General features: G+C 48.7%; 23 protein-coding genes and 1 tRNA gene. 4 read left to right on the top strand and 20 right to left on the bottom strand.

Annotated features, from left to right (window positions below; genetic code table 11):
* Positions 1–39: 39 nt before the first annotated feature.
* The 3 genes from BFJ94_RS02080 to BFJ94_RS02070 form a co-directional block, all read right to left on the bottom strand.
* On the bottom strand, positions 40–309 hold the full coding sequence (locus BFJ94_RS02080) for an ACT domain-containing protein (RefSeq protein ID WP_120460752.1): 270 nt from the start codon (positions 307–309) through the stop codon (positions 40–42).
* Between the two features lie 1,330 nt (positions 310–1,639).
* A tRNA-Ala gene (locus tag BFJ94_RS02075) sits at positions 1,640–1,715 on the bottom strand.
* 195 nt (positions 1,716–1,910) lie between these two features.
* Positions 1,911–3,260, bottom strand: a complete 1,350-nt coding sequence (locus tag BFJ94_RS02070) for a lytic polysaccharide monooxygenase (RefSeq protein ID WP_120460751.1) — start codon at positions 3,258–3,260, stop codon at positions 1,911–1,913.
* A 649-nt stretch (positions 3,261–3,909) separates the two neighbouring features.
* On the opposite strand from BFJ94_RS02070, the gene BFJ94_RS02065 reads away from it, so the two are divergent.
* Positions 3,910–4,854: a radical SAM protein gene (locus tag BFJ94_RS02065; protein WP_120460749.1), complete on the top strand. Its 945-nt coding sequence runs from the start codon at positions 3,910–3,912 to the stop codon at positions 4,852–4,854.
* Positions 4,855–4,952: 98 nt separating this feature from the next.
* Here the strand turns inward: BFJ94_RS02065 and BFJ94_RS02060 are convergent, their stop codons facing one another.
* Positions 4,953–5,060, bottom strand: a complete 108-nt coding sequence (locus BFJ94_RS02060) for a dihydroorotate dehydrogenase (RefSeq protein ID WP_120460747.1) — start codon at positions 5,058–5,060, stop codon at positions 4,953–4,955.
* Positions 5,061–5,244: 184 nt separating this feature from the next.
* Between BFJ94_RS02060 and BFJ94_RS25295 the strand changes: the two genes are divergently transcribed.
* A complete protein-coding gene (locus BFJ94_RS25295) occupies positions 5,245–5,460 on the top strand; it encodes a hypothetical protein (protein ID WP_162944069.1) in 216 nt (71 codons plus the stop codon).
* A gap of 49 nt (positions 5,461–5,509) precedes the next feature.
* Here the strand turns inward: BFJ94_RS25295 and BFJ94_RS02055 are convergent, their stop codons facing one another.
* Positions 5,510–6,136: a DedA family protein gene (locus BFJ94_RS02055; protein WP_120460745.1), complete on the bottom strand. Its 627-nt coding sequence runs from the start codon at positions 6,134–6,136 to the stop codon at positions 5,510–5,512.
* Positions 6,137–6,317: 181 nt separating this feature from the next.
* Between BFJ94_RS02055 and BFJ94_RS25590 the strand changes: the two genes are divergently transcribed.
* Entirely contained in the window at positions 6,318–6,779 is a 462-nt protein-coding gene (locus tag BFJ94_RS25590) for a hypothetical protein (protein ID WP_120460743.1), read from the top strand.
* 105 nt (positions 6,780–6,884) lie between these two features.
* Here the strand turns inward: BFJ94_RS25590 and pstB (BFJ94_RS02045) are convergent, their stop codons facing one another.
* From pstB (BFJ94_RS02045) to nrdR, 5 genes are all read right to left on the bottom strand, one after another.
* Positions 6,885–7,643 (bottom strand): phosphate ABC transporter ATP-binding protein PstB, encoded by a 759-nt coding sequence (gene pstB / locus BFJ94_RS02045; RefSeq protein ID WP_120460741.1) that lies wholly within the window; start codon positions 7,641–7,643, stop codon positions 6,885–6,887.
* Between the two features lie 10 nt (positions 7,644–7,653).
* Positions 7,654–8,541 (bottom strand): phosphate ABC transporter permease PstA, encoded by an 888-nt coding sequence (pstA, locus tag BFJ94_RS02040; RefSeq protein WP_120460739.1) that lies wholly within the window; start codon positions 8,539–8,541, stop codon positions 7,654–7,656.
* Positions 8,538–9,437 carry a phosphate ABC transporter permease subunit PstC gene (gene pstC, locus BFJ94_RS02035; protein WP_120460737.1) on the bottom strand — a complete coding sequence of 300 codons (900 nt, stop codon included), beginning with the start codon at positions 9,435–9,437 and terminating at the stop codon, positions 8,538–8,540. Before pstC ends, pstA begins: the two co-directional genes overlap by 4 nt.
* A 77-nt stretch (positions 9,438–9,514) precedes the next feature.
* Complete coding sequence (locus BFJ94_RS02030) at positions 9,515–10,456, bottom strand: phosphate ABC transporter substrate-binding protein (protein WP_120460735.1); 942 nt, start codon at positions 10,454–10,456, stop codon at positions 9,515–9,517.
* A gap of 736 nt (positions 10,457–11,192) precedes the next feature.
* Complete coding sequence (nrdR, locus tag BFJ94_RS02020; RefSeq protein ID WP_120460731.1) at positions 11,193–11,660, bottom strand: transcriptional regulator NrdR; 468 nt, start codon at positions 11,658–11,660, stop codon at positions 11,193–11,195.
* Between the two features lie 138 nt (positions 11,661–11,798).
* Between nrdR and BFJ94_RS02015 the strand changes: the two genes are divergently transcribed.
* Positions 11,799–12,029 (top strand): alpha/beta-type small acid-soluble spore protein, encoded by a 231-nt coding sequence (locus BFJ94_RS02015; RefSeq protein ID WP_120460729.1) that lies wholly within the window; start codon positions 11,799–11,801, stop codon positions 12,027–12,029.
* Between the two features lie 79 nt (positions 12,030–12,108).
* Here the strand turns inward: BFJ94_RS02015 and BFJ94_RS02010 are convergent, their stop codons facing one another.
* From BFJ94_RS02010 to BFJ94_RS01965, 10 genes are all read right to left on the bottom strand, one after another.
* Complete coding sequence (locus tag BFJ94_RS02010) at positions 12,109–12,672, bottom strand: lytic transglycosylase domain-containing protein (RefSeq protein ID WP_120460727.1); 564 nt, start codon at positions 12,670–12,672, stop codon at positions 12,109–12,111.
* Positions 12,669–13,265, bottom strand: coding sequence for a dephospho-CoA kinase (gene coaE, locus BFJ94_RS02005; protein WP_120460725.1), 597 nt, complete (start codon positions 13,263–13,265; stop codon positions 12,669–12,671). The genes BFJ94_RS02010 and coaE overlap by 4 nt, the downstream gene beginning before the upstream one ends.
* Positions 13,262–14,170: a DNA-formamidopyrimidine glycosylase gene (gene mutM, locus BFJ94_RS02000; RefSeq protein WP_120460723.1), complete on the bottom strand. Its 909-nt coding sequence runs from the start codon at positions 14,168–14,170 to the stop codon at positions 13,262–13,264. Before mutM ends, coaE begins: the two co-directional genes overlap by 4 nt.
* Positions 14,171–14,223: 53 nt before the next feature.
* Complete coding sequence (gene polA / locus BFJ94_RS01995) at positions 14,224–16,881, bottom strand: DNA polymerase I (RefSeq protein WP_120460720.1); 2,658 nt, start codon at positions 16,879–16,881, stop codon at positions 14,224–14,226.
* 111 nt (positions 16,882–16,992) lie between these two features.
* Positions 16,993–17,652 carry a phosphate signaling complex protein PhoU gene (gene phoU, locus BFJ94_RS01990; protein ID WP_120460718.1) on the bottom strand — a complete coding sequence of 220 codons (660 nt, stop codon included), beginning with the start codon at positions 17,650–17,652 and terminating at the stop codon, positions 16,993–16,995.
* A 17-nt stretch (positions 17,653–17,669) separates the two neighbouring features.
* The gene (gene pstB / locus BFJ94_RS01985; RefSeq protein WP_229716860.1) at positions 17,670–18,425 is read right to left on the bottom strand and encodes a phosphate ABC transporter ATP-binding protein PstB; all 756 of its coding nucleotides are present in this window, start codon (positions 18,423–18,425) and stop codon (positions 17,670–17,672) included.
* 122 nt (positions 18,426–18,547) lie between these two features.
* On the bottom strand, positions 18,548–19,723 hold the full coding sequence (locus BFJ94_RS01980) for a methyl-accepting chemotaxis protein (RefSeq protein ID WP_120460713.1): 1,176 nt from the start codon (positions 19,721–19,723) through the stop codon (positions 18,548–18,550).
* 153 nt (positions 19,724–19,876) lie between these two features.
* Positions 19,877–20,605 (bottom strand): response regulator transcription factor, encoded by a 729-nt coding sequence (locus BFJ94_RS01975; RefSeq protein WP_120460711.1) that lies wholly within the window; start codon positions 20,603–20,605, stop codon positions 19,877–19,879.
* Between the two features lie 176 nt (positions 20,606–20,781).
* Positions 20,782–22,581, bottom strand: coding sequence for a two-component system histidine kinase PnpS (gene pnpS / locus BFJ94_RS01970; RefSeq protein WP_120460709.1), 1,800 nt, complete (start codon positions 22,579–22,581; stop codon positions 20,782–20,784).
* A 5-nt stretch (positions 22,582–22,586) separates the two neighbouring features.
* Positions 22,587–24,188, bottom strand: a complete 1,602-nt coding sequence (locus BFJ94_RS01965) for a fumarate hydratase (protein ID WP_120460707.1) — start codon at positions 24,186–24,188, stop codon at positions 22,587–22,589.
* Positions 24,189–24,213 lie beyond the last annotated feature (25 nt).

Raw genomic sequence — 24,213 nt, 5'->3', positions numbered from 1 at the left:
TTTCTAGCAAGTTAGAACTTCACGCCATATGCCTTATTTTTAAATACGATGCATCGAGTTGAACAGATCCTCATGCATCACCTGGATGACGAGCCCATTCTTCTCGCCTTCCGTCCGCATAATATCCACCAGCTCATGCAGCTCGCAGTTGATCTGATCAATATCGACCATCATAATCATCGCGAACATATCCTGTAGCACCGTCTGACTCACTTCGATCACATTCGCCTGGTATTTCGCACACATGGTGCTCACCCGCGCCAGAATGCCGACCGTATCTTTTCCAGTAACCGTAATGACTGCTCTCATCGTCCTCTATCCTTTCGAGTATAAATTATCTTCTATTGTATATTTAATCACTAATCTCTTACAACAGGGGATTGTTGCGATATTAAGTTTATTACATTCTTCTGAACATGTGATGAACAGAGGGGGGCAATTCACAGAAAAGCCTGCGATTGTGGGATTCTGTGGGGATTTCTATTTGAAATTCTCGGGGCTCTCCCGGGGATTCTTTAGAGATTCTTTGGGGATTCCTCGGGGCTCTTTGGGGGATTCCCCCTGGAGATTCTCTGGGGATTTCCCGGAGATTCCGGCTCGCGATGGCGGTTTTCTGCGGTAGGCAGGCTGTTGATCACTGTATGACTTTGAGAACGGGGAACAGCGACGGCTCAAACGGTGACCGCAAGGTCATGTGTCTTCTAACGAAACTGTATATCGTTATTTGCATCAAAAGGGGTCATTTCAAAATCTAACGAAACTGGAGAGCGCTATCTGAGCAAATCAGAGGCTAAATGGTGGTTTTCTACCCAAATAACGATATGGTGTTTCGTTAGAGCTCCGAAAGTCTCGCCAGTACTTTTACAACAGTCTACAAATTTGCGGAAATTTCCTCAGAACAGTTGATTTATGCTCCTTTTGTTAGAAGAGGCTAAACAAAGAGGGGTTCGAATGGATATCAATCTCGTAGGCGGATTACATGCGGACATTATAAGGCTCATAAGTACAACTAAATCATCGCCAATCGATTCTAGCTTCACTTTAATTGCAAAAAGTGCACTTAGAATCTCGATTTTCGGTTATTATCACAAAAATAAGTTATTTAAGTGTACAAAATACAACTGCAGGTAACGTTAAACGATTTTCTACAGAAATAAGTGTATCTTCTGCAACTAAGTAAATACGATGGAAGGTACTTGGCTCAAAAAATCTCATAGGAGAGGTTCTAGCGTTCTGAAAAACAATCTGAAGTTGTCGGTGCTCCATTAGTGCGTGATCAGTTCCATCAGCGGCCCCATTTCCATGGCGATAGCAGCTTATAAAAGCCAAATATTAAACTACATTAATGTTTTTTGCCCTCCGCTCGAGATATAACTGCAATTATACAACTATACGCCTCCATTATTCGGGTAACAGGCAATATAAATGCAAATATACAATTATTCCGATGATTTCCACTTCGATTAGGTGCTTTTACCAGCAAATAGTTGTATTTACGCACCTATTTGCCCGAGTTCAGCCTCATTTCAGAAAAACAAGTGTATTTTAGCAGTTATTAGCTATTGTTGTGACATCTCATCTCAAAATCATTAAATATAGTCAACAAAAAAACGGCATCTCTGCCGTTTGTGTTAAGTATTGGTGGAGAATAGGGGGCTCGAACCCCTGACCTCTTCGCTGCCAGCGAAGCGCTCTCCCAGCTGAGCTAATTCCCCAGGAATTTACATTAAAGCAAATAAATATCAACCGTCTTATTCCTAACTCTGGATACGCGAATGACACACAGCGCACTCCATCTCTCACAAGAGACTACTATATAGTAACGGATCGGACAGGCTATGTCAATAGGTAGCTGAGCTAAAAAGCCATCCTCCCCAACAGACTCAAGGGAGGGTGGCTTGTATTCTAAATTACTTCAATGCCCAGATTGCAGGTACATTGGCTGGCTCCCAGCCTGCGATCGAAGTATGCGGCTGCAGGCACTCATAGACCGAGCCGTTATAGCTTACTTGGTCACCAGCCGCGTAAGCAACACCAGCAGCCCAAGGCTGAGCAGCAGGTGCTACTGCCGTTGTGGCTTGAACTACGTTGCTTGCAGCAGATACGTTACCAGCTGCATCGACTGCGTAGACAGTGAAGCTATAAGTCGTCTCAGCGCTCAGCCCTGTGACAACATAATCTGTTGTCGTACCGGAAACAGTAGCTACCAATTCGGAGCCTTTGTATACACGGTATGCAGTTACGCCTACATTATCAGTAGAGGCCGACCACATCAAGGATACGCTCGATGCCGTAGGTGTGCCCATCACATGGAGATTACCTGGAGCCGTTGGCGCTACTGTATCGTTAGCAGCCGGGCCAGTCGTCACCGTAGCGGAATTGCTAGCGGGCGATTGATTGCCCGCAGCATCCACTGCCTTAACGTTGAATGAATATGCCGTGCTAGGAGTCAAGCCAGTTACCGTATAGCTTAAGGTCGATCCAGGGACCGAGCCTACCAATGAATTACCGTTGTAAACCTTGTAGCCTGTTACACCAACATTATCCGTAGATGCTCCCCAGGAGAGAGTCACCGTATTAGCTGTAACATTGCTAGCTGTAAGGGACACTGGAGCTGTAGGCGCCTGTGTGTCACTGGAGTTCGAGCCGCCGAAGTCAACGTCAAGCACGTTATAGAACGCATTTGCAGTGTCGGCAACTTCCCAAACAGCGAGAATTACATGGTATCCAGTACGTTGAGGTACATTACAAGTATCGGAGTAGCTGTTTGGTGGTTGTTTGCCTTTATAATCTACAGAACAGAAAGGAGTCAGATCGAATGAGTCCCGGGTCAACGGAGCATTCGGATTCCAGTTCTCCTTTGTGATATAATATTTCCAAGTGCTAGTCGCATGAGCAGCAGTCAGGGTCCAATGGAAAGTATTCGTTCCGGCAGTAATGTTCACTTTAGACCAACGTGTAGCAGATTGCTGGTCCATCTCAGGGAAGGCACCATTCGCACTGGCGATCTTCCCGTCGGCTGGACCGGCTGCCGGAAATCCCTTAAGAGCTTCCAGGCTTTGCGGTTCATACTGGACAGCTCCGCAATCCTTGTTAACCCCTGTCTTACACAGATATGCGCGGCTGGCTGGTCCATCGATATAACCATGAGCCGAAGCCTTGTCAGCAATCAGGAATACGACGAACATCGTAAGCAGCATAACCCCAACGGTTGTAAGCGCCTTCATGGTCAGTGAACGAGATAATGAAATTGAACTCATTCTAAAACCTCCTTCTAATTTTGAATAAAATAATAACCTCATTGCCCAACTTGCTAAAACCTCACCCCTCCTTTCAAGCATGATGAATAGGTGTCTGTCCATTCCTGTTGTTTCATACTCAGCCTCTTCCAACAGACAACAAAATCTATATAAACCCATAGATAGGTCTATATACTACTGAAGTGAATCTCCTAAACAATAAAGCAACTGCAATAAATAAATGGAATTAAAACTAGCGCGAAAAAGCTCGAAGAAAAGATAATTCTGAATAAAAAAGAGGAATAATAGAAGAACAGGGACGAGTAACTAGACTTATTTCATTCTTATAATGTTTTTAATTTCGCAGACAAGTTTATTATATATGATTTCAAGAAAAATGTGTTATTTTTTTGGAAAATAATATATTTGAACTAGATTTATCCATATACCTCCACCCTATTAGCTCCTTCGCTATAGGTTCAAAGATAGAATCACCCCGGTTTGAGGCGAAATACCGCGAACTTTGCTTTAACGTGTTAATGGGCTCATTCGACAAATCCTATCCTATTAAAAACCTCATACATCTATCCGGCCGATAAGCTATATAATCACTAAGGTTGGCTAGTTAAATGAATACCACCAAAATCTATGAAATTAGGAGCCGGTAAACGTGAAATATAAATTTCTTGAGCTTGAAAATCCAAACCATTACGATCTGGAGGCCCTTGAGGTCGGCGTTACATCCAATTGTAATTTCAAATGCAGCTACTGCTGTGCGTATAGCAGGGACGATAATGAAAGTATCAGCGCTAAGGAAGTGATCTCGATCCTGCAGGACGTCCCCACGATCCGCAGAGTCAGATTATCGGGTGGCGAGGTTACATTGAAATATCAGGACTGCGTGGATATCATCAGCTATTGCTCAGCGCATGGCATCGAGACCCAGCTCAATACGAATGCCAGTTTGTTGAATGCTGCCCGAGTGAAGCAACTGGAGGAGGCTGGAGTAACGACCATACATATCTCGTTCAACTTCACATCCGCCGAAGAATTCTCCCGTTATTACAGGCTGCATCCAAGCGTCTATTCCAAAATTAGAGAAAATATCGCGCTCTGCGCTCAAGCTTCCTTCGACACCGTACTTGAGACCCTGCTATTTGAAGAAACGGTTCCCCATTTGCGGGAAATTGCCGACCATGTATACGCGCTTGGCGTGCGCACGCATGAGATTCAGAACAGTATTACGATGAATCATAGCGGCTGGTCAGCCATCGCAGCTCGTGAGGATCTGAAGAAGTCAGTGCAACAGCTTATTGAGTACCGCCGGGAGGATAGCAATATTTATTTCACCTGTATGGATCGCTTCGCTAAGGAGCTCGGCTTCGAGGAGCAGCCAGGAGTATACTTCTCCAATTGTATCGAAGGCAAGAAACAACTGCATCTGCATGGCAACGGCGACATACTCATCTCTGAGCTATGCTATCCGGTAATCATCGGCAACATTTACAAAGGGACCTCACTGAAGGATGTATATAAGAATATGCCCGATAAGCTGGCCGATTTCCTGGACAGACTGCCCTGCCCGGCTTTAGAGGCTATTTTCCCGCAACAATAGTCAGTACAGTACACCTATTTACCGCTTGACGCAGCAAGCAGGCCCTGCATAGACAGGTCCTGCTTGATTCGCGTTATCCGAAGTATTTGAAGGAAGTATTAGTATGGAAATGTTCTAGTAACAATTACGAGCAGAATGAACAATACCAGAATTGCACCTGTAGATGTCCACAGTCCTACGCCGCCAACTTCTCCACAACCTGACATATCTATACCTCCTTTTCGAGTATAAAACATCTTATGAAGGGACAACGCCAAACGAAAGGGCTAATTTAATTTTAAATATACATGACTTATCTTTGGGCCTTCGCGCGCCCTGCTAACTTGCCTATTCAAACTTCGCCTCTGCTGCATACCATACAGTAAAATCAATTTGAAGCAGGTGATAGGCTTGCCAAGGAGGAGGCAGACACAACTTCTTAATCAAATCGGATTGCAGAATATAATGAATGAGGAAGAGCTCTCATCTGATGATTTGGAAATTATCGGGGCCGGATTTGAAACCTTGGCAAGTCTGTTCACATTTCTGGCACTGCTGAAGGCCAAGGAAGAAGGAACGAATTCGCTCAAGGGAAAATTAAGCCCACGCAAAAAAGCGCCGGACTAAGGTCTGACGCTTTTCAGCTATGTACGTTACTGATCAGAAACAGAACAGCTTACATCGGTTCATTATCCGGCTTCTTCAGCCACCATTTGCGCCAACGAACGATTAGAATCGTTAACACCAGCACACCTATACCGGCGAAAAAATAACCCAGATAACGCTCCACCAACGCGAATATCCGCTGCCACTGTTCCCCGAATATATTGCCAAGCCCAATAAACGTGAGGATCCAGATCAACGCTCCAGGATAAGCAAATAAGGCGAAGGTTCGAAAAGGAATACGAATAATTCCTACAAAGTAACCGAAAAATTGCCGGACCCCGGGCACAAAGAAACTGATGAATAGCATTTTATTCCCATATTTTTCATAGATTTTTCTCGTTCTTTCTATATGAGCTGGCTTGACCAACACCCATTTGCCGAACCGCTCCAGAATCGGAGCTCCAATTCGATGTCCCAGCACATAAGTCACCGTAATTCCGATCACAGAACCCGCATAGGCCATCAAAATGGCAGGCAGCAGATCGAGCACTCCTTTATAAGTCAAATATCCTGTATAAGTGAGCGTAGTCTGACCCGGAGGTAGCGGCAGGGCGATAAAATCAACGGGCAATCCAAGCAATAGCACAAAATAACCATACTGATCAAACATCCGTTCAATCCATTCCAATACATTCATTGAATTCCAATCTCCTGCTCGTTCATAAACTTAACCCTTAGTATGAACTTAAAGTTGACAATTCTAAACAGTCCCGGGTCGTAAATATATACTGGACCAAAGTCCAATGCATAGGCACCTCCCCAGTGCTCCTTACATATGATAAGCCATAAGGAAATAAGATCAAGTGGAGGTTAATAATATGGCATTAGGGCAAAATCAAGTGATTTATCAGGCTCATCCTAACACCATTCAATCCGTTAAAGATTTCAGAGATCAGATGCATCGCGTCGGTAAGCAGTATGTCAACCGCAATGTCCGAATTCAGACCATTGACGGCTTAACTTATGAAGGCAGGTTGTCCCACCTTGATGGCGGGCTGCTGTTCCTCAGTATTCCCGGTCCTCCCGGGCAAGGTCCTTGGTCTGGACATGAGCACGGACATGATCATGGGCATGACCACAACGGGCATGGACACGACCATGGGCATGGACACGACCATGGGCATGACCATGGGCATCATGACGGGCAGCATCCATGGAATTGGAACGAACACGGCCCTCACTACGGGCAGCAGCCCCGTTCGTTCTTCGGACCTTCCTACTATAACAATGTCATCCTTCCGTTAGTTCTATACGAATTGTTGGTTATATCCTTACTCTAACTTTACCTAGCCAAGAGCCTACCCTTTATTGTACTCTAACGTTCCAAAACAAAAAAGAGGCCCTTCATCTCAACTGATTAGAGATGAAGAGCCTTGCTGTGTCGCTTAACCGAATCTTCCAGAAATATAGTCATCTGTCCGTTGATCCGATGGATTCGTAAATATCATATTCGTATCATCATACTCTACCAGCTCTCCCATGAGGAAGAAGGCCGTTCGATCCGATACGCGAGCAGCCTGTTGCATATTGTGGGTAACAATAATAATGCAGAATTCCTGCTTCAGCTCAGCGATCAGCTCTTCGATCTTCGCCGATGAAACCGGATCAAGCGCGGACGAAGGCTCATCCATCAGGATGATGCTCGGACTTACGGCAATCGATCTGGCGATGCACAGACTCTGCTGCTGGCCGCCGGATAGAGATAGCGCAGATTGATTCAGACGATCCTTCGTCTCCTCCCACAGCGCTGCCTTAATCAATGATTCCTCGACAATCTGATCCAGCTTCTTGCGGTCGCGAATGCCATGATAGCGCGGGCCGAAGGCGATATTCTCATAGATCGATTTATGGAACGGGTTCGGGCGCTGCCAGACCATCCCTATTCTCTGACGCAGAAGCACGACATCTGTCTTCGGATCGTTAATATTCTCATCGCCAATCCAAATTTCCCCGGTGATACGTGATCCCTCAATCAGATCATTCATTCTGTTCAAGCTGCGCAGAAAGGTTGATTTCCCGCAGCCGGACGGGCCGATCAGCGCCGTAACCTGCTTGGCGGCAAAATCGAGCGAGATATGCTTGACCGCTTGCTTCTCCCCATAGAATACACTCAAATCTTTGGTAGATAGTTCTATATTTTGCATGAGAGCCCTCCTATTTCGCAGCCGTAAATTTCTTCATCATAAGACGGCCTACCCAGCGTGCCAGCAGGTTGAAGATGAGCACCATCAAGATCAGCACAGCGGAAGCACCGGCAGCAATTTGCGGAGCATCCGGAGCCAGTCCCTCCGAGTTGATCTTCCAAATATGCACGGCCAGCGTCTCTGCCGGTCGGAACGGATTCAACGGTGAGGTCGGGCTAAGTGGATTCCAATTGGTGAAATCCAGTCTGGGACTACTCATCCCGGCTGTGAACAGCAGGGCTGCGGCTTCACCGAATACCCGGCCAGCCGCCAGAATTGTACCGGTAAGGATCACCGGCATAGAGATCGGCAGCATGATCGATTTGATCGTCTTCCATTTGGAGATACCAAGCGCCAGACTCGCTTCCTTCTGCGCTGCAGGAACACCGGACAAGCCCTGCTCCGTAATCCGCACCATCAACGGCAGATTGAACACGGTTAAGGCCAGCGCCCCTGAGAACAGGGAGAAGCCGAGTCCGAAGGTATTGACGATGACGAGCAAGCCGAACAAACCGACGACGATCGACGGAAATGAAGACAAAACTTCAACAATCAGACGGATTGTATCCGTAATTTTGCCGGGCTTGGCATATTCGCTCATGTAGATTCCCGCACCAAGACCCAGTGGTACCGTTATGATCATCGTCAATACGAGCAGGAACAAGGAATTGAATAATTGCGGCCCAATGCCCCCGCCCTCCTTAATCGTCTGCGGTGCAGAGGTCAGGAAGTGGAAGCTGACATGTCCGAGACCACGGACCAGAATGAAGCCGAGCAGACCGGCCATGACAAGGACGATAATCCCAGCCAGAGTGACGATCACGGCAGTTGCAAGTTTATCTTTTGTTTTTGCACTCATCGCTGCGCTCTCCTTTCAAGCCAACGGACAACAAAGACGAAGACGAAGGTCATCATCATCAGAATGAATGCCAGCGTCCACAGTACGTTGTTCTGCATCGAACCCATGACTGTATTTCCCATGCTGAGTGTAATGACACTCGTTAAGGTCGAGGTCGATTCGAACAGGGAATGAGGGATATGTGGCGCGTTGCCTATAACCATCTGTACGGCAAGAGCCTCCCCGAAAGCGCGAGCCATCCCGAGCACGATCCCGGTCATGAGCGCGGGCAGTGTAGTCGGAATAACGGTGCGGGACAGCGTCTGCCATCTCGTCGCACCTAGCGCATAGGAGCCCTCCTTCAGCCCGGCTGGAAGGGAAGCGAGCGCATCGGTGGCGATCGAGGTAATTGTTGGCAGAATCATAATCGACAGTACCGTCGCACCTGCAGCGATACCTAGCCCTTGTCCCGGGAATATATCACGGTACAACGGCACGATTACGCTAAGGCCAACGAAGCCATATACGACCGAAGGAATCCCGGCCAGAAGCTCGATGACGGGCTGTAAATATTTTCGGCCGATATTCGGCATGATCTCCACCATGAATAATGCGGCGCTGATCCCCAGCGGAGCGGCGATGACCGCAGCCAACAAGGAGGTACTGAAGGAACCGATAATAAACGGCAAAGCACCGAATAGAGGTGGCTCTCCGTCCGGTTTCCAGGTCGTACCGAATATTTCGCTGAGCTTAAGCCCGTCTTTAAAGAATGCGCTCAATCCTTTTGTCGCTACAAAGTACACCATTGAGAAAATAATTACAACGAGCAGAACGATACAAAAGGAAGTTACTATTTTTCCGGTCCATTCTTCGATAACATGCTGTTTCACTTTTTGTTTTCTACCGGATTGAGTCATAAACCTCTCCCTTTACATAGCACTTAAAGAGGCAGATTATCCGCCTCCTTAAGTACCTATAGTAATGTTGTCAATTGTTATTTGGTAATATTGCCGTCTACATCGCGCTTGATTTGCATCTTGCTAGCCGGGATGTAGCCAAGCTCAACAACATCTTTATTCTGTACTTCATCGGAGAGCATGTAGTCGAGGAATGTCTTGACAATTTCACTCGGCTCACCCTTCGTATACATATGCTCGTAAGCCCATACCGGATAAGTTCCGTTCGCTACGTTATCTTCCGTCGGCTCAACGCCCTCGTATTTCACGGCTTTGATGGATTCATCGAGATAGGACAGAGCAAGGTAGCCAATCGCGCCTGGAGTTTCCTTCACCAGCTTCTTAACGGTACCAGAGGAATCCTCTTGGATCGCCCCCTGCAAATCTTCCGTCTTTGTGCCTAAGGCATATTTCTCGAAGGTTGCCCGTGTTCCTGAGCTGGATGGACGGTTAATGATCTGAATCTTCTGATCTGCTCCGCCAACATCCTTCCAGTTCGTGATCTCACCTGTAAATATCTTCACCAATTGATCCTTGGTCAAATTGTCAACTGTAATCTCCGGATTAATGACCGCCGCCATACCAACTACAGCAACTTGATGGTCAACCAGCTCTTCCGCTGGACCTGCATCCAGCTTCTCGGACGCGAATACGTCGGAGTTACCGATATCCGCTTGTCCCCCGGATACTTGCGTCAAGCCAGTTCCACTACCTCCGCCTTGCACTTGAATCGAGACCTTCGGATTCTCATCCATGAAGCTATGGCTAACTTGTTCGACCAGCGGCTGTAGCGCCGAAGAACCAACTGCCAGAATCGAGCCGGAGAGTTCCTTCTTGTCATTTGTTTCTTTTCCACTATTCGCGGATGTGTTGCCTGCTGAGGATGAATTGTCTGGTTTATTATCTGAGCTGCTTCCACAGGCGGCCAGCGTTAATGTCAGAATAATTGTTAATACCAACAGCATACTTTTTTTCATGATTCAGGTTTCCCCCTCATTTGTTTGTACATTTTGATTATAGAGGGCGAATATCAAAGCCATGTTTTCGTTTTGTAAACGGAGTGTAAAATATATTGACTCCCTTATGGCCGAGTTGTGCCCGAGAGCTTTTGGGGAGCCTGTGTGCGCAGCGGTAGAAAAGCCTGCAAATATGCAGGAATTTTCCAAATACTCAGCCCCGGGAGAGTGAATTCCTGCGTAAATGCAGGTATTTTATCTAGATCCGCCTGATTCTGCAGAAAAAGATGGAAAATCCTGCATTTTTGCAGGAATTCACCCAGAACAGGTGGTTTTGGACCAAAAACCTGCATTTTTGCAGTTTTCAACTTTGGGTAGGCGGCTGGAATGTGGTATGAACGTGGGATTACGGTGAGTATGTGTAATTACGTAGGATGCGCTGATAATTAGTGTAGGAAGCGTGCTAATATATGGAAACTCTTGCGAAATAGGCCAGGAAACGTACTCGGATGGGACATCGTGTATAGATAGACTGGGGAACGCTATTGGAGCGATTAAGGGGCCAAAAGGCGGGATTTCGTTGAAATAGCGAGATGATGTTTCGTTAAATTTATTTTAACGCTGTTTTTGGGGAAATAGCGATCTGTAGTTTAGAGAGAGACAAGGTGGTCACAACAATCACAACAACCAAGCCTCCTCAAAAAAGTGCTGCCCGAAGGCAACACCCTTTTGGTAAATATTAATTAAAATCGCCACCCGATTACTCCTCGACTGCAGGCTTGGAGAGCAGGCTGCTCAGCTCCTTCATGAACATGTTAATGTCCTTGAATTGACGATATACCGAGGCGAATCTGACATAAGCAACCTCATCCACCGGATACAATTGTTCCATCACGAGCTCGCCGATTTCACGGCTCTCTACCTCTGCATTCGCAGAATGGCGCATCTGGCGCTCTACCTCGGATACGATAGACTCTAATTGCTCGACGGATACTGGTCTTTTCTCACAAGCCCGCATCAGTCCTCGCAGTAATTTCTCGCGATTGAATTCCTCGCGGCTGCCGTCTTTCTTAATGACGATGAGCGGCATTTCCTCCACCATTTCAAATGTAGTAAAACGTCGGCTGCATCTCTCACATTCGCGACGGCGGCGGATCGAGCGATTCTCGTTAGCCGGCCTCGAATCAAGCACCTTCGTCCCCATATAGTCACAATACGGACATTTCACGCAAAATTGTCTCCCTTCTGGTTCTGTTAACTGCTATTCCTCTAAACAAGAATACCAATAAATAACTAAAAAAATCAGTAATGAAGTTTCAAATACCTGAGCATAATACTGTTACCAACCGCAAGGAGGTGAACAAACATGGCGCAAAATTCTTCTAACAACCTGGTAGTAAAACAAGCTACTGGTGCACTCGAGCAAATGAAATACGAAGTTGCTCAAGAGCTTGGCATTAATTTCCCACAAGATGGATACGCTGGTAACCTGACTTCCTACGAGAACGGTTCGATCGGTGGTTACATCACCAAACGTTTGGTAACGATCGCCGAACAACAACTGGCAGGTCAAGGTCAAAGTCAAGGACAATTCTAATAAGTGAATATTTAGGAAAGCATTGAAAGGCTGTTAGGCCTTTTAGTGCTTTCCTTATCTATTGTAACCGACGTTATCCTCAAAAATCATCATATATCTCGGAATATTGTTTATAGTAATGAGTTACCCGTTGCACATAATGCCGGGTCTCCCCGAACGGGATATCCTTGACCGTATCCAGATGGCCGTCCCAACGGCCGCTCTTAAGCCAATTCTTCACATTGTTCGGCCCTGCATTATAAGCCGCAATCATCGCGATCTGATTACCGTCAAATTGCTCGGATAAGGATTTCAAATACCAGGTGCCGATCTGTATATTCGCATCGATCTCATTCTTGACTTTATCGAGGGGCACCTTGTCATATTTTGCTTTCATAATAACCCATTCCGCCGTGTCCGGCATGATCTGCATAATTCCGAGCGCGCCTTTCTTCGATTCGGCACCGGACTTGAAATTAGTCTCTACCCGGATAATCGCCGCTACGATCAATGGGTCCAGCCCGTTCTCCTGAGCATGCTGCTTGATCTCTTCTTTATAATAGATCGGATAGAACATCGCAAGCCAGGCCGAATTAAAAAACAGAATGACCAGAAAACCAAGAAACAGGACGAGCAGCACCCGCTTTTTTCGCAGCAGCCTCATATAAGAACCTTTTCCCGCCAGAATTCTTCGATTTGGCGCTTCGTTTCTTCCGAGCCATATCGGTTGTCAATCAATATATCGGCTTTACTCTTCTTCAATTCAATATCCATCTGCGCGGCAAGCCTCGAATCGGCCTGCTCTAGCGTGAGATGATCCCGCTCCATCAGCCGCTTCCGCTGCACCTCTCTCGGCACATATACGACCATGATCTGCTCATAGAGCCCTTCTTGACCCGACTCATATAATAATGGAATATCGCAAACCACCAGACGATGCGGGTCCTCCGCTTCCAGCGCTCTCATCCTAGCTGTTATCTCACTGCGGATCACTGGATGGGTTAAGTCATTCAGCACTTGACGCTGCTTGACATCCGCGAACACGATCGCCCCTAGCTCTTTGCGGTTCAACGTTCCATCCGGGTTCAGCACAGCTTGACCGAAATGCTCAACAACTCTGGCCAGAACCGGATGCCCTGGCTCCATAATCTCTCTGGCGACCACATCCGCATCAATGATGGCTGCTCCTAGAGAAGCGAGCATACGGGAGACCGTGCTTTTGCCGGTAGCGATCCCGCCGGTTAATCCGATGTTCATCCTTTCACCCCACCGCTTCCTTGATTATCCGCAGAGCCAACCTTCCGTCTTACCTTACTCTTGCCAGCGCTTGTCCGCTTTAAAGGCTGACAGACCGGACAGAAATGAGTCCCGCGGCCTCCGACTACCGTCTTCTCAACCACATGCCCACAGACGACACAAGGCTCATCCTTTCGACCATAAATGCGCAGCAACTGCTGGAACATCCCCATCTCACCCTGTCCATTCACATAAGACTTGATCGAGGAGCCACCGGCCTCCACCGCTTCATTCAGTGTTTCAAGGATCATCGCATGCAATTTGCGAAGCTGCTCTTCGTGTAGCTCGCAAGCTGGCGTCTCTGGATGAATACCGGCACGGAATAACGCCTCATCCACATAAATATTGCCAAGCCCCACTATATATTCCTGATTTAAAAGTGCAACCTTGATCTTGGTGGTACGTCTGGCTATAACGTCCCGAAAAGCCTCATACGTAAATGCATCATCTAACGGCTCCAGTCCCAGCTTCGACAAGGGCTTATGGTTAAACTCATCCCCGGCTGCGAATAGATGCATCGTGCCGAACTGGCGAACATCCCTATATCTTAGTTCCGTTCCATCGGTAAAATAAAAAATAACATGTGTATGCTTTTCAACCGGATCACCGCTCTGATATAAGCCGTAACGCCCCTCCATCCTTAAATGCGAGACGAGTACGACACCGTCCATAATAAAACGCAGGAATTTTCCTCTGCGACCCATTTCCAGAATCCGATGCCCTGCCAAATCCAGCTCAAACTGATGAATATCATCGGGCTTCTGAATAATACGCGGCAATGACACGGTGACCGATTGAATCGTCTTGCCCACCACAAGATCTGTTAAGGTTCTTCTGACTGTTTCTACCTCCGGTAGTTCTGGCATCTCTATATTTCACCTCATTTATTTCGACAAAAAATCCCTAGACTTCACATCATTTACTTGGCATCATACCAATTCGCGCCACTGCTAACCTCTGCCTTGAGAGGTACGGATAGTTGCAGCGCCCGCTCCATCGTCTCAGGAACGAGCGTCGTCATCAGCTCCAGTTCCTCCGGCGGAACCTCAAATACCAGTTCATCATGCACCTGAAGCAGCATGCGGCTCTTCAATTTACGTTCGCGAAGCACCTCATCCATCATAATCATAGCGAGCTTAATAATATCCGCGGCGGTGCCTTGGATCGGCGTGTTCATCGCGGTACGCTCCGCGAACGAACGAAGATTGAAGTTGGAGGCGTTGATCTCTGGCAAATAACGGCGCCGCTCCAGCAGAGTCTTAACGTAGCCGTCACGCTTCGCCTCCTTGACAATCTCATCCATATAAGTACGCACACCCTGGAAGGCATCGAAATACTGATCTATGAATCGGGCCGCCTCCCGGCGAGTAATATTCAAGTTCTGTGACAGACCGTAATCGCTAATCCCGTACACGATTCCGAAATTGACCGCCTTGGCCGAACGGCGCATATTGCCATCCACCTGATCAGCAGCCACGCCAAATACCTTCATGGCCGTCTTCGTATGGATATCCATATCATGCAGGAATGCTTCCTGTAGCCCGTTATCTCCAGAAATATGGGCAAGCACGCGCAGTTCGATCTGCGAATAGTCCGCCGACAACATGAACCAGCCCTCTTCGGAAGGAACGAAGGCCTGACGAATCTTACGACCTTCCTCAAGCCGGATCGGGATATTCTGCAAATTCGGGAACTGACTGCTTAACCGACCGGTAGCCGTAATAGTCTGTCTGAAATAGGTATGCACCTTGCCCGTCTCCGGGCGAATTTCCTTGAGCAGCCCTTCCACATAAGTCGATTGCAGCTTGGCAAGCTGGCGGTATTCCAAAATATATTGCACGATATCATGGTAGGGAGCCAGCTTCTCCAGCACTTCGGCATCGGTAGAATATCCGGTCTTGGTCTTCTTAATAACCGGAAGCTGGAGCTTATCGAATAGCACCTCTCCCAGCTGCTTCGGTGAATTAAGATTAAATTCGAGTCCAGCAATGTCATAAATTCTAGCGATGAGTGAGCTAATCTGCGCCTCAAACTCCGCTCCGAGCTCCATTAATGTGCCGCGGTTCACAGCAACGCCTTGTTTCTCCATCTCCGCCAGGATGATGGATAGAGGCATTTCCAGCTCATAGAACAGGCGGTTCATCTCGACCTGCTCCAGCTCTTGCTTCTGCAGCGGCAAAATTTGCAGCAGGGCCGCACTTTTGCGGGCTAAATGCTGACTGAGCAGAGCCTGATCAGGGACCTTGAACTTGGCTCCTTTTCCATACACCTCTTCATCCGCAGCGACGGCTCCGATTCCGTATTTCGCCGCCAGCCCGCTTACCGTCTGGTCATTATTCGTCGGGTCCAGCAAATAAGCAGCAAGCTGAATATCATGCTCCGCTCCGCCGAACTCAATCCCCTGCCAATACAGGGTTAGATCGGCCCGATGCAGATCATAGCCACGCTTCGGCTTATTCTTATCCCCCAGCCAGTCAATGACAGGCTTGGCAACATCGGAATGCAGCACTTCGGGAGCAAGATAGAAATGCTCTTCCTCCGTAGACAGGACAACGCCCATCAACACAGCATGATGCGGATTCTCTCCATGGGACTCTACCACTACATTCTGAACCTCTGGCAACACCTCGACGAGCTGATGAATCGTCTGATCATCGATGACCGTCACCTGCACTTCTTCCAGAGCAGAGCCGCCAGCTTGCTCGACATCTTGGTGAGGGGCAAAAGACAGGCGCTCCAGCAGCGATTTGAATTCCAGCTTGCGCAACATCTGCGCCGCCTGCTCCTCCAGCACTCCGCTGAAGGCCATCTCCTCCCAGGAGCGCTCAACAGGAACCTCGCGGAATATCGTAGCGAGCTGTTTGCTCATGCGTGCGTCCTCCGCATGATTCACCAGATTCTCCTTCATCTTGCCCTTCAATTCATCGGTACGAGCCAGCACTTCCTCCACCGATCCAAATTGATGCAGCAGCTTCAGCGCCGTCTTCTCACCGATTCCCGGTACTCCCGGAATATTGTCAGACGCATCGCCCATCAGACCCTTCAGATCGATAATCTGCTCAGGCCGCAGTCCATATTTATCTTCAATCTCCTTGATACCATAGGGTTCAACCTCACTGATTCCTTTGCGCGTCAACGCGACCTTCACCCGGTCCGAGACGAGCTGGAGCATATCCTTATCCCCCGTCACGACAAGCACATCAACTCCGGCCTCTTCTCCCTGCTTGCTGATCGTGCCGATAATATCGTCGGCTTCAAAGCCAGGCAGCTCAAACCAGGCGATGCCGAAGCTCTCCAATAGCTCGCGCATCAGCGGGAATTGCTCGGACAGCTCGGGAGGAGTCTTCTCCCGACCGCCTTTATAGTCTTGATATCCTTCATGGCGGAAGGTCTCTTTGCCCGCGTCAAAAGCTACCAGAATATGGCTCGGCTGCTCCTCCTGTAGCAAGCGCAGCAGCATATTCGTGAAGCCATAGACCGCATTCGTATGCACCCCGCTTGAACTGGTCAGCGGCGGCATCGCAAAGAAAGCACGATATATAATACTATTCCCGTCTATAAGAATCAATTTATTCATTTGACACCTCGTCCTTCTAAATACAGCTTCCTTTTATTTTAACACATGGAACCTTTATATAAAAAAGAAAACACCGGGGAATTCCCCAGTGTCTTATACAGATCAACAAGTCTAATGATTGAGATCAGGACGATGGCCTGTTACTAAGTATACCGCGCTCTCTCCGATATTCGTAGCATGATCAGCAATCCGTTCGATATAACGCCCGACCAGTGTCAAAGACATAGCTTGATGTAGCGATTCTGGATGATCGATCACGATTTTATAGAGATCCGTAATCGTCTGACTATACAGGTGATCTACCTCATCATCATCCTTCGCCATCTTATATGCCAGATCCGTGTTCTCATCCAGATAGGATTGCAGTGATTCCTGGATCATCAGTACGACCAACTCCGCCAGCTTCGGGATATCTACCAACGGCTTGATCAAGGTCTGACCTTCAAGACGCATCGTAACTTTAGCGATATCGATCGCCAAATCCCCCATCCGTTCCAAATCACTGGAAATTCTGAAGGCGACGAGAATCCGGCGCAAATCCTTCGCAACCGGCTGCTGCGTCACGATGAGGCGCGAGCCTAAATCCATAATCTGCTCCTCTAACTGATTCAGGTCATGGTCACGCTCAATAATTTCTTTTGCCCGTTTGGAATCCAGGTTCTTCAAGGCAGCGACAGCTTCAACGAGCGCATGCTCCACATGCTCTCCCATCGTCTGCAGCAATTCGCGGAGCTCATTTAAATTCTGGTCAAACTCCCGTCTTTGTATCATCTATAATCCTCCTTATGTCAACCGAAGCGGCCGGAAATATAATCTTCAGTACGAGAATCCTGTGGTGTCGAGAATAATTTACTCGTCTCATCCGCCTCTATAATTTCACCATTCAGAAAAAATACCGTCTTATCAGACACTCGCGCCGCCTGATGCATGTTGTGAGTCACCATCACAATCGTGTATTTATCTTTGAGCTTCTGAACCAGCTCCTCGATCTTGAGTGTAGAGATTGGATCTAACGCCGCGGTCGCTTCATCCATCAGCAGAATGTCAGGATGGACGGCGATCGCCCTGGCGATGCATAAACGCTGCTGCTGTCCCCCCGACAAACTCAGTGCCGACTTCTTGAGGAAATCCTTCACTTCTTCCCATAGAACGGACTGCCGCAGGCTCTGCTCCACGATTTCATCCAGTTGGGCCTTGCTTGTAATACCGTGCAGACGCGGCCCATAAGCTACATTATCATATATCGACTTAGGAAAAGGATTCGGCTGCTGAAATACCATCCCAACCCGCTTCCTGAGTGTCTCAACTTCTACAGCCTCGCCATAAATATCCTGGCCGCCAATCCGGACAGCACCTTCCACCCGGGTACCGGGAATCATGTCATTCATCCGGTTCAGTGTCCGCAGCAGCGTAGACTTTCCGCAGCCAGACGGACCAATGAAAGCGGTGATCGCCTTCTGCGGTATTTCGAGCGATATATTCTTAAGAGCCTGGAACTGATTATAGAATAAATTTAGTTGTTCTATTTGAATAGCTGTTGTCATGTCATCCACCTTCTTTGAGTTAAAGCTTCATCTTATTTTAGCGGACTTATGTAAAGGAAGATGGACAGTATTGTTAACGCAGTGTAAAAACTGCCGATATATGCTTCATTCTTCACACTCCACTAATTAATTGCTGTTAAATTCTGGAGCACATCTCCCGTTATTCTGGCCGCTTCCGTCGCAGATACGGACATTTCCTCGCCCCGACTCTTCACCACATCCGCCGATCCAGCAAGCTCGCGGAAGGTTTCATCCGCTTTGCCCACCCTCTCATAGCTTACGCTCATTTCATACGAAGTAGACTTCACCGCGGAAACGGTCTGCTCGATCAGGGAATGAATGATCTCCAGATCCTGCCCGATATCCTCCGAGAACTGCTTGGTCGATTGAGCCAGCTGGCGCATTTCATCCGCAACGACGGCGAAGCCTTGCCCGTGCGCCCCAGCACGAGACGCTTCGATCGAAGCGTTGATGGCGAGGATCTTGCTGCGTTCGGCGACCTCTCTGATCGAAGCAGTGATAGACGAGACCTCGTCCTTCTGCTCCAGGAGCTTCATAACAAGGCCCTGCTGCAGCTGCATCAGCTCCAGCACATGGGAGAAGGAAGCTTTCATCTCCTCCAGCTCTGCCCGTCCCGTTTCCGCCAGCCTGCTCATCCTCTGCGACTCAGTCAGACTCAATCGCGAAATGGACGATAGCTGCTCTACCGAGCTGGCGATCTCCAGCACATGACCCCGGCTTACCTGGATCACCCTGCTACGCAGCAGCTCGGTTCTGCGCTCTAATTCCCGCGAGATGAGCATCAGATCCTCCGTCGTTAATGCACCGTACAACCGGCCCTGTTCAGTTACAATCAAGCAGTCGTAGAATTCGGCATCCTGCCGCTCCAGAGCAGCATCCAAGAGTGTAAGCGCAGGAGTGGACTTCTCGCAAATCAGCGGCTCTGGAGTCGCGAACATGGTTGCTGGACGGCCATAGAACAAGTCAGCCGCAAATCTGCCCGCCAGATGCTTATAGAATTTATCACGCATAATTAGCCCGATCGGTACGTGATTATCATCACAAGGAACGACACAAGGTAGACCCGGATGATTTTGAAAAATATGCAGAACTTGCTGACATGATTCACTCTCCGATATCGCCGGCACATTCCTGCAGTACGTAGCGATCTCAACCTGACTCTCCTTATTTTCCACCGATCCGATCGGGCCCTGACCCTGGCCGTTCTTTACACTCCCTATCAACGCCAGCCTGCTGTCCAGTTCTTGCAGATCCATTACCCCTGCCCGGTTCCCCATACTCCATCACTCCTCGAGGTATGTATTTATATTTTTCTCGTATGTTAACATTGTAATCCCGCTTCATTCGAGGAATGTTAGTGATACTTAAGAACTATGTAAAAAAACAAAATCAGGAGAATAGGCTCAAAAAAAGATGCCCTCATGGAATAGTTACCCATGTAGAGCACCTTTCTTCTTGTTCACTACCAGCTTATAGCCTACTCCGCGGATCGAATCGATATGCACGGACTCCGGATCAAGCTCCAGCTTCTTCCGTAGTGAGCTGACATGGACGTCTACCGTCCGCTGTCCGCCGATATAATCAAAGCCCCATACCGCATTCATCAGATCATCCCTAGTAAGCACGACCCCCGGTTTCCGAGCCAGATAGAGCAGAACTTCAAATTCCTTCGGCCTTAGCGTGATCGCTTCGCCATTTAACACAACCTCATACTTATCCGGGAAAATCGCCAATGGACCGAGCGAGATCTTCGTAGTATCCTGCTCCTGAAGGGGCTCTCTCTCCTCGATCCCCGTCGCTCTTCTCAGCACCGCAGCTACTCGGGCCAGCAGCTCCGCCACACCGAATGGCTTCGTAATATAATCATCGGCCCCGGATTTCAAGCCCTGCACAACCTCTTCCTCGGCATTCTTGGCGGTCAGAATAATAATCGGTGTCTTCACGCCGATCTGCCGCAGCTTGCCTAGCACTTCAAAGCCGTTCATGCCCGGCAGCATCAGATCAAGCAGGATTAAATCAAATTCGCCCTGGGCCGCAGTATCGTATCCTAACAGACCATTATCCGCAACCGTAACTTGATACCCTTCATTGGTGAGATTGTAGGATAGAAGCCGCGATAACGTCGGTTCGTCTTCAATTACCAACAGTTTTTGAGTCATATTAACCCCCAAATTCATAATGCATGTCTCAATATTGAATAATATATCTTGTTTATTTCCTGGGAAAGTCAGAAGGAACGTCTCACCGGCAAGCCCATTCCCCCTGACAAGCCCAGCATAGCACCACAATGTTAACGCAGTGTAAAAAAACAAGAAAAATTAACGGGATACCTGTTTTATGCTAAATTTTGTGTAATTGGCAGTTCAATGAAGAACGTAGTCCCTTCGCCAACCCGACTCTCCACCGCAATCATTCCATGATGGAGATCAACCAGATGCTTCACGATGGACAGTCCAAGCCCCGTGCCGCCCGAGCTGCGCGACCTCGCTTTGTCAACGCGGTAGAATCGCTCGAAGATCCTCGGCAAATCCTTCTTCGGTATCCCGATCCCGGTATCGCTGATCGAAATTCGCACTCGCTCATCCTCTTGCTCCTCGCCGGAATCTACGATCTCCGCTTCGACCTTGACCCTGCCGCCTTCCAGCGTGTAGCTGATTGCATTGGACAGCAAATTCATGAACACCTGCCGCAGCCGATCTTCATCCGCCTCGATGAAAAGATGCTCCGGAACATTATTGCTTATCATAATCGATTTCCGCGAAGCGACTGGAAGCAGAACTTCATAGAGACTATCGATTAATTCTTTCAGCTGCACTGGAGAATATTCGAGGGGAACAAGCTTCGATTCAATCTTCGATAACTCCAGGATATCTCCGATCAGACGATTCAAGCGATCTCCTTCATCGTAAATAATCTGCAGGAAGGAACGCTCTGTCTCCTTATCCTCTACGCCACCACTTAGCAGCGTCTCTGCAAAACCCTTCACCGCAGCGATCGGCGTCTTCAATTCATGCGAAACATTCGCGACGAATTGACTACGCATCGTCTCAAGACGACGGATCTCGGTTACGTCCTGCAGCAGGAACAGCATTCCCCGATATTTGCCATCATCCTCGAACATCGGTACCCGCTCGAACTGCAAGGTGCGCTGTTCAGGATCATACACATTCCGCTCTTCCTTGAGATATTCCTTCGTATCCATGCCTTCGACCATAAACTGCTGGAAATCATGGTTGCGCTTCAGGTCAAGATAGGATTTGCCGAGGAATTTATCCTGCTCGACATGCAGGAACTGCTCGGCCTCCCTGTTCATCAGAGCGACCCGTCCGTCCGCTTCAACCATCAGAATACCGCCGACCATATTCGTCAGGACGCTCTGCAGCAAATCTTCATTATCGCGGATCACCTTCATCTGCTCCTGCAGACTGCCAGCCATCCGATTGATGGCCAGCCCGAGCTGTCCGATCTCATCCCGCCTGGTTAATTGCACCCTTGCATCATAATCGAGCCGCGAGATGCGATTCGCTACTAGAGTGATATGCTCCAGCGGCTTGGTCAGCCCTCTGGATATCCGATAGCTCACCAACGCCGCCGCCAGGAATAGCAACAGCAGGCCCCCTGCCATCATCAGCCAGCCCTTGCTCAGATCCCTCTCCACTGCCTTGAGACTCATCGACAGGCGGATATAGCCATCGAAGGACCCATCCTCTGAGATAACATGTTTGGCAACATAGAGCATATTCTCGCGGATGGACTCACTATAACGGATGGAACTGCCGATATCCCCCTTAGTCGCAGAGATAATCTCCTCGCGCTTCAAGTGGTTATCCATAGCGGAGGAGGCCATTTCCGAATCTCCGATGACCCTTCCATCCAAGGAAATAAAGGTAACCCGCGAATCCATCAATTGCTCCAGCTTCCTGGCCTGCGCCGAGTAATAATCGCCTTGGCTCCCATCGATAGCTCGGAACTGGAACGTGCTCTGCAGCAAGTCAATTTCCCGGGACATATTCTCCTCCAACGCCCGGATATGCGAATTTCTAAATAGCTGGGCCATCGTCAAACCTGACGCCAGCATGGAAATGCCGATCAGGCCCATTAATATAATTGTTAGTCGTGTCCGAAAGGTTTTCATTTATTTTAAAATACAGCTTCCCTAAAAGAGGCTAGCTTCTCCTTCGATGCTTGTTCTACGCCTGCATGCAGGCTGTCTCCATGCGAATCCATGGTAACGATGGCTGCAAAGCCGTCTACCTCTAAATGCCACATCGCTTCTGGAATGCCGAATTCAAGGAAATCGACTCCATTCACCTGCTTGATGCATTCAGCATAGTATTGCGCGGCCCCGCCGATCGCATTCAAATACACACCGCCATGCTCCTTAAGCGCGGCAAGCGTCTTCGCGCCCATTCCGCCCTTGCCGATCACCGCACGGATGCCAAACTTTTTGATAATATCTGCTTGATAGGGTTCCTCACGAATGCTCGTCGTCGGACCTGCCGCCTTCACATGCCAGCCCGCTTCATCCTTCAGCATTACCGGTCCGCAGTGATAAATGACGGCTCCGTTAAGATCGACTGGTGAATCATTATCGAGCAGATACTTGTGCAGCGCGTCCCGACCGGTATGCATTTCGCCCTTAATGATCACGACATCGCCTACACGCAGGCTGCGGATCTGCTCTTCGGTAATCGGCGTCTGCAGCACGACTTCGCGAGCCTGCGAAGCAGCGGCCGTCTGTTCAGCCGTTGTCGTTGCTTGCTGCTCGGACGAAGGCTCCGCCGTTGGAGTCGCCGTCTGTGGAACGGCTTCATCCTGAGTCGCTATATCCTCAGCTACCTCATTGCCCCGCTCATAGATCCATTTATGAATGGTGCCTGTCGCCGGATCGATCTCTACCCCTTGACGCCGGAAAGCCCAACAGTTATAAGCCACGGAGACGAAAAAGCTGGCTGGCAAGCGATTCGCCGCGCCGATCTTGCAGCCGAGCAGCGTAACCTCACCGCCAAATCCCATCGTGCCAATTCCCAACTGATTCGCCTTATCTACAATATAGTCTTCCAGCCGCTTCAAATCCGCATTCGGGTTCACATCATCGGCTGGACGGAATAATTGCTGCTTGGCCAGTTCATAGCCAGTCGTTCTGTCCCCCCCGATACCAACGCCGATGAAGCCTGCGCTGCAGCCCTGCCCCTGCGCCTGGTATACTGCGTGCAGAATGCATTTGCGGATACCGTCCAGATCCCGCCCAGCACGCCCAAGTCCCTCCAGCTCTGCCGGCAAGGAGTATTGGATATTCTTATTCTCGCAGCCGCCGCCCTTGAGGATCAGCCGCATCTCTATATAATCATTCTCCCATTGCTCGAAGTGGATTACCGGAGTGCCCGGGCCTAAGTTATCGCCGCTGTTCTCCCCGGTCAGTGAATCCACAGAGTTGGGACGCAGTTTTCCCTCCTTGGTCGCCCTTTGCAGCGCCACTTTGATGTTCTTCTTGATTTCAAGCTGATTTACTCCTATCGGTGTATGAACAATAAAGGTCGGCATCCCCGTATCCTGGCAAATTGGAGATACCTGCTCTTCGGCCATTTTGATATTCTTCGAGATCGTTGACAGGGCCAGACCGGCCCGAGTAGCATGGTTCTCACGCGCTTTCCCCCGTTGGATCGCCCGCCGTACATCGCCAGGTAAATTCGTCGAAGCTTCCACAATCAATTCATAAATACTCTCTTGAATTTGCTGCATTAACCTTGCTCTCCTCTCTATTGCT

It is taken from the genome of Paenibacillus aceti (assembly GCF_003614185.1).
GTDB classification, from domain to species: domain Bacteria; phylum Bacillota; class Bacilli; order Paenibacillales; family Paenibacillaceae; genus Fontibacillus; species Fontibacillus aceti.
This window is presented reverse-complemented; position numbering and strand designations above follow the sequence as displayed.